Annotated in this window: 5 protein-coding genes; 3 read left to right on the top strand and 2 right to left on the bottom strand. The window is 56.3% G+C overall.

Going from position 1 to position 6,055, the window contains the following annotated elements; genetic code table 11:
- Nucleotides 1–110: 110 nt before the first annotated feature.
- Entirely contained in the window at nt 111–1,880 is a 1,770-nt protein-coding gene (locus tag NDI65_RS17250) for a class I SAM-dependent DNA methyltransferase (RefSeq protein WP_310893883.1), read from the bottom strand.
- Between the two features lie 141 nt (nt 1,881–2,021).
- On the opposite strand from NDI65_RS17250, the gene NDI65_RS17245 reads away from it, so the two are divergent.
- The 3 genes from NDI65_RS17245 (at nt 2,022) to NDI65_RS17235 (ending at nt 4,766) form a co-directional block, all read left to right on the top strand.
- On the top strand, nt 2,022–3,356 hold the full coding sequence (locus tag NDI65_RS17245) for a restriction endonuclease (RefSeq protein WP_310893882.1): 1,335 nt from the start codon (nt 2,022–2,024) through the stop codon (nt 3,354–3,356).
- A gap of 943 nt (nt 3,357–4,299) precedes the next feature.
- Complete coding sequence (locus tag NDI65_RS17240) at nt 4,300–4,587, top strand: hypothetical protein (protein WP_310893881.1); 288 nt, start codon at nt 4,300–4,302, stop codon at nt 4,585–4,587.
- Entirely contained in the window at nt 4,584–4,766 is a 183-nt protein-coding gene (locus NDI65_RS17235; RefSeq protein ID WP_310893880.1) for a hypothetical protein, read from the top strand. The genes NDI65_RS17240 and NDI65_RS17235 overlap by 4 nt, the downstream gene beginning before the upstream one ends.
- A gap of 7 nt (nt 4,767–4,773) precedes the next feature.
- On the opposite strand, the gene NDI65_RS17230 is transcribed toward NDI65_RS17235, so the two are convergent.
- Nucleotides 4,774–6,018, bottom strand: coding sequence for a tyrosine-type recombinase/integrase (locus tag NDI65_RS17230; RefSeq protein WP_310893879.1), 1,245 nt, complete (start codon nt 6,016–6,018; stop codon nt 4,774–4,776).
- Nucleotides 6,019–6,055 lie beyond the last annotated feature (37 nt).

Raw genomic sequence — 6,055 nt, 5'->3', positions numbered from 1 at the left:
TCCGCTCACGCTCCCAAGTTTCTTCTAAATCCGTCGCAAAGCACTCGCTGAGCAGGTCTGCGAGCATCTTGACCAACTAACTCAACGACCTGCTCGTTCCTCAAACTGGCTTAACTAGACAGTGCCTCTTCATGCAAACCATCCCAATAGATACACGCCTGATTCAGAACAGGAACACCACCTTCTTCTACATAGTCGGGCTGCTTACCACGGGTTATTATTTCTGTGACACTATCTAGTCGGACCTTTTCCCAGTGTTCCGGTATTTCCATCTTTCTTGGTCCAAGTGAGATGGATTTGAACGTTGAGTGGTCTAATCCCAGCTCTGGGAGAGAGGTGATGTATTCGGAGAACCGCTCATCAGATTTCTTTCGTTCTTGTTCAAGGGTGCTAAGATGCCGAAGCGCAGATGGGACATCAATCTCCTCTTCTGGCTCCGTGGTGTCAACATACCGTTCAACACTCAAGTTACTATCATTCTTTAGAACCTCATCTACGGCAACTATCTGGCTATGGTGATCTTCCTCAGAGTTTGTAAGGTAGGTCTTCGAAATTTTCGTTATTGCTTCATCAGTAAGCAGATTTTGGTTCGAGAGTTCCTCATAAATCTTGACCCCAGACCCACGCAATGTTTGGTCTTCAGCGTAAATAAACTGTATTTTCCTCTCCATTTCTGGGGACTTGTCCTTGTTAAAAATCAAGAGACATCCCGGCGAGTCAGTATTATAAAATAACTTCTCTGGAAGAGTGATAACAGCCTCTATTAAATCATTTTCAACGACCTTCTCACGGATATCCTGTCCAGAATCACGAGTCAGTATTCCGTGATCGATGACGAGTCCAGCTTTTCCACTTTCGCTTAGGCTTGCAATGATCAGTTGAGCCCAGGCCCAATCGCCTCGGTTGGCCCATGGGAGTCCATACGGGAAGCGGTTGTACGGCTCGTTCTCCTCGACCCACTCCTTGCTCCACTTCTTTTGGTTCCACGGCGGATTTGCAACGACACGGTCGAAGACCTCCAGCTCGTCGTGCTCGGTGACGAACTTCGGTTCGGTGATGGTGTCACCCTTCGCGATCTTCGCATCCTGCAGCTCGTGCAGCAAGACGTTCATCTGGCCGATAGCCCACGTATTCAGGTTCTTCTCCTGGCCGTAGAGCGAGATGTCGTCGCGGTCGCCGCCTTCTTGCTCGACGTGCTGGGCGGAGTAGATGAGCATCCCGCCGGAGCCACACGCGGGGTCGTAGACGCGGTCCCCCGGCTCCGGGTCAACGCAGTCAACGAGTAACTGAACGACCTCGCGGGGCGTGTAGAACTCGCCACCCTTCTTCCCGGCGTCGTCGGCGAATTGCCGGATGAGATACTCGTAGGCCCGGCCGAAGATGTCGGGGTCTTCGAGGTCCTCGTTGCGGTAACGGTGCTTCGAGAAGTGCGTGACGAGTTCGTCGAGCGTCGCGTCGCTGAGCCGGTCCTTGTCGTTGAAGTCGACGGAGGTGAGCACGCGGTCGGCGATGGCGTCGTTCTCGTCTTCGACGGCTTCGAGCGCTTTGTTCAGCGTCGCGCCGATGTCGGTGTCCTGTGCGGCGATGTGATCCCATCGGGCGCGGTCCGGAACCCAGAACTCTTCGTGGAGGTCGCGGTCGCCACGAACGGTTCCCTCGTCTACGTCGTACTCCTCGGCAATTTCCTCGGTTTCTTCCTCGAAGCGGTCGTTGATTCGCTTCAGAAATAGCAGGCCGAAGATGTAGTTCTTGTAGTCGGCCGCGTCGATACTGCCGCGGAGGATGTCGGCAGCCTCCCAAAGGTGAGATTCGAGCGTGTCGAGATCGAGGGTCTGCCCGCCCTCGGTATAGCGGAGGAGACTCTCGTCGTCAGAAGCCATATGCCTACGGTCTCCCTTTGGCTTTTTATTACTTTCTGGAAGTCACCAGGTCCCTACGTCCGGCTGTGGGTCTTTCGTAACCAGGAGGAACGTCCAGGGACAGGTATTTGATGGCTCTCTATACAGTCTTGAGTATCAATCATGGCTGGAATTGTCATCTTTACTGCCGGCCGTCAAGACGCATACGAGGACTACGAGAAATCCGTCAAGCAGGGACACGAACTGGATGAAGTCGCTCCCTTCCTCTCTGACGAGGACATCGAGGAACTCGAAGTGACCTCTGAGGACAACCGGGTCCATCTATGGGGAAGCTCCGTACCTGGAAAATGGCAAAACGTGGAAGTGGGTGACGTTGCGCTCGTCTACCATGATGGACGATTCGTATCCCGTGGGCGGGTTATCCTATTGCGAGAGAACTACGAATTAGCTGAACGGCTGTGGAATGACGGCGTCGATCACGACAGATGGGACCCTGATAACCCGTGGAAGTACCTCACGTTTCTAACCGAAGTTGAAGAAACCGACGTGGACGTTGAGGCATTCAATGAACTCGTTGGGTACGACGAAACCTATCGACCCCAAGGGTTCACACGAGTAGCAGACAATCGCCTCTCACGTCTTACTGAGGAATACGATTCCGTTGAGACGGCACTCGCTGAGCTAACAGGTGCTGGTGAAAAGGTTCACCACGTCGACGACGACGATGTTGAAGAGACGCCCGGACTCAAAGAAGAACTCCGTGCTGCGAGTACGGACGGTACCCGCTCAGAGGAGTTTGAGCAGCTTGTCGCGAAAGCGTTCACCCGCCTGGGATGCACTACGAACTGGATCGAAGGAGGTGGGGATACGGATGTCGAGATTAGTTCTCCCATGCACGTCGTAGTCGAAGCGAAGACTCGAAGCTCGGGAAAACTAAATTCACTCGAAGCGACCAATATCGACAAACATCGTCGCCAAAAAGGTGCAGACCACGCAATCGTTGTCGCACCGGCATTTACGCCAAAGGTCATTGAGAACGCAACGACGAATGAACTCACGACACTAGCTGTCGATGACTTGATTGAGCTACTCGACCGCCGGGACCGTTACGCCGTTGCACCGGAGGAAGTGCTTGAATTACTAGCTCGCCCCGGGGCGTTCCAAGATGATCGGCTCGATCTTCTTAATGAGGCTATCGAGAGCCGTGTTGATGCTGGTTCAACTATCTTAGACGTGATTCGTGCCCTTCAACGCGCTGACGGACCCGTTGCAACTGCTGCTGACCTCCGCTGGATCGTCGTTGGAATGCAGGACCCGAGTGACGTGCCCAGTGGCGAAGAGATTACACAGACGCTCCAGTTCTTGAGTCATCCCAGTATCGGAGTAGTCGAGCAAGTTGAGGAGGGGTATAAAATCGTCACAGATTACGAGAACGCGGTAAAGCTCGTGAAATCACTGGACAGAACGATAGAAGCTGTTGAAGAGGAACACGAATAACCGAGAACAGGGAACAACCGTCCTGAGGCACTATCTTACTTCTATGAACCCGGGAGCCACCTGAACTTTCACCAATCTATTTATCTAGCGTATCCGTCAGTATACGTGTGACATCCCACGTTTCGTGCCGTCTCCCGGCGGCTCTCGGAGAACAGCTTGACTCGGCCGCAGCCGAGAACAACGCCTTCCGGTCGGAGCTGGTGCGGCGAGCAATCCGGTACTACGTTCGGGAGAATCCGGACGGTCTCGACGTACTCGACCAATCGCAACGGCGGAGTGCCCGATCCCATTCGACCAATTCCGAGGAGAACAGCGCCACGTCCGGCCCGGAACGGACGACTGCAACCGACCAATCCGGGACGGGCTCGCCCTACGATCCGACGGAGGAGCTGTTTTGAATCCCTCCCCGGAGAACGTCGAGGGTCGGGTGGTTCGGTCCCACAGCTTCGAGCACTCGGTACAGCACCAGGTGAATTGGTCGCACGCCCTTCTGGCGGTGGTCGTGTTGGTCGCGGTGTGGAAGCTCTCAACCGTCGCGGTAGAGACCAAAGACCGGCGAAAAAACCGTGAAATCAAGGGCTGAAATTTGACCAACTTCGGGCCGCCGCCTTGCGGTTTTCTGAAGGGTCTAACAAGAACTTAGACTTATTACAAACCGGGTATACGGATGGATACGTAGGTATACAGGAACGAAACACGACATCGCACGCTCACGACGTGACGCACGTCGTGCCGCAACCAGGCGAGCGAGGTAATGCGCGATTGGTACCCGTGCTACCTCCGCTCGAAACACGGCACGACGGTGATGGGATCGTCGGCCAGGCCGCGAATCCCTATCGGCTATCTGGGCCGATGGGGCTTAAACTTTCGTCGGTCTGCTCGGCGTTCTCCTCATCGTCGGTGTACCCGGCCGGGAACGGGGTACGACCAACACGCAACCCAAATGCCGAGCAACGAAAACGTCTGCGGGCAACGAATCGACTACGAACTCCCCTCCCCAGAGGGCTTCTCGGAAAGTACAGCGGCCCATTACGAACGCGCGTATTCCGAGGTCGAGAACGCTCTCGCCATCATCACCGAAATCCAGAACGAGCGAACTAACGAGGACGGTGAGATAGCCGAACCCCTCTCCCTCACCCAGGTGAGGACCATCCTGGAGGTGGGCACTCCACTGGAGCGGTCTCTGGCGGTCCTGAACGCCTTAGAAGACTCTCCAGAGGGGGCGCTATGAACGAGGAGAACCTCGACGAATTCGTTCGGGAGAACAGCGAGATGCTCAGCCGAGTGCTCGCCTGTGGTAACGAAGAGGCCCGTGCTTACGCCCTCGCTCTGCTCGCTAACTGCGAGGCGTCAGATAGCGTCGAGGACGTTGAGGAACAGCTGGGCCGAATCAAGTTAGAACTGGCCTGAGGAGATGCTAACTCTCCGAAAGGGCGTCGACGAACTCCTGAGCGTCCCCGAAGAGGTCGGGGTTGTTTTCCAGCAGGTCGGTGAGATCACGAGCACGTTTGAAGTCCTCGATGAGCTCCGGCTTCTCTTGGGCGAACCGAAACAGCGCGTCCCGGACCTCCTGTTGCTGCTCGTCGAGAGACTGGATGCCCGCGTGACTGATAGCCTGGTTGCACCAGACACAGGCCGGTTCGTGGCGTGGCGTGTCACGACCGCAGCGGGGACACTCAACCGGACCAATCGGTTCGGGTTCTTCCTCGTCGACCTCGACCCCCTGCATACGTGCGTATTCGTCCTCGGCTTCCCCGCCGAAGCGGGCGACGTAGTGCGCGGTTGCGTCGCTGCCGCGTTTCCGACCCTGTCGGTCCTCGATGTAGGCCTGGTTCATTCCCTTCTCGGCCAACCAGGAGGCGTTCGACTTCCTGAAATTGGTCGGAGTCACCGGCTTCGTGACGCCGGCACGTCGGGCCACGTCGTCGAAGATGGATCTGAAGCGCCGATAGGTCAGCTCCTCCGACTTGCTGAGCTTCGACCAAAGGGGAGCGTCACCGTCGTCGGAGCCCGGATGGTCGGACAACCAGCGCTGAAGGTAGGGAACGCTCGGGATGAGCAGGACAGAGCGTTGTCCCATCTTTCCGTCGACGAAGATGCGAAGGCCGTTCTTCGCGTCGGTCACGTCGCCGACAGTGAGGTCCTGCAGCTCACCACTCCGTGCCCCGGCGTCGAAGGCGACGGCAATCAGGGCGGCGTCGCGAGCGTTCCGCGTCTCTTCGATCATGGGGAGAACGTCTTCTTCCCATTTCAGCATCTCCGAGGGGTTCGGCACCGGGTCGTGGCTGCTCGACGTTCCCGAGGGTACCCATTCGATGCTGTCCGGAATTTCGCTGTCCTCAGAGACACGCCGACCGAAGACCCGGAGCGCCGTCCGGTAGTCGTGATTAGTGTACTCGTTCGTATACGTCTGGTTGATCCAGCGAACGATGTCTTCGGTAGCGCCCCGGTCTTCGAGGGAGTCGGCCAATCCGCCGACCTGCTCGGCGATTCGGGTGCAGTGCCGAAGCAGTTTGTCGTGTCGGTAGTCGGTGTACTCCGACTTCAGGAGGTAGATGGTGTCGCTGAACTGGAGAAGGGCCTCTCGGTCCTCCTCGCTGATTTCGTTGGAGTCCTGGATGCGTTCGCGGAGGGACTCGACTTTGGCGCGTGTGTCGGACATTCCGATAACTTAACATTGAATACAGAGATTATGAAGA

This window comes from Haloferax sp. S2CR25 (genome assembly GCF_031624535.1).
GTDB lineage: Archaea > Halobacteriota > Halobacteria > Halobacteriales > Haloferacaceae > Haloferax > Haloferax massiliensis.
This window is presented reverse-complemented; position numbering and strand designations above follow the sequence as displayed.

Excerpts from the sequence above, each read along its gene's own strand:
- NDI65_RS17240 (WP_310893881.1), top strand. The coding sequence starts at position 4,300 with ATGCCGAGCAACGAAAACGTCTGCGGGCAACGAATCGACTACGAACTC.
- NDI65_RS17250 (WP_310893883.1), bottom strand. The coding sequence starts at position 1,880 with ATGGCTTCTGACGACGAGAGTCTCCTCCGCTATACCGAGGGCGGGCAG.
- NDI65_RS17235 (WP_310893880.1), top strand. The coding sequence starts at position 4,584 with ATGAACGAGGAGAACCTCGACGAATTCGTTCGGGAGAACAGCGAGATG.
- NDI65_RS17245 (WP_310893882.1), top strand. The coding sequence starts at position 2,022 with ATGGCTGGAATTGTCATCTTTACTGCCGGCCGTCAAGACGCATACGAG.
- NDI65_RS17230 (WP_310893879.1), bottom strand. The coding sequence starts at position 6,018 with ATGTCCGACACACGCGCCAAAGTCGAGTCCCTCCGCGAACGCATCCAG.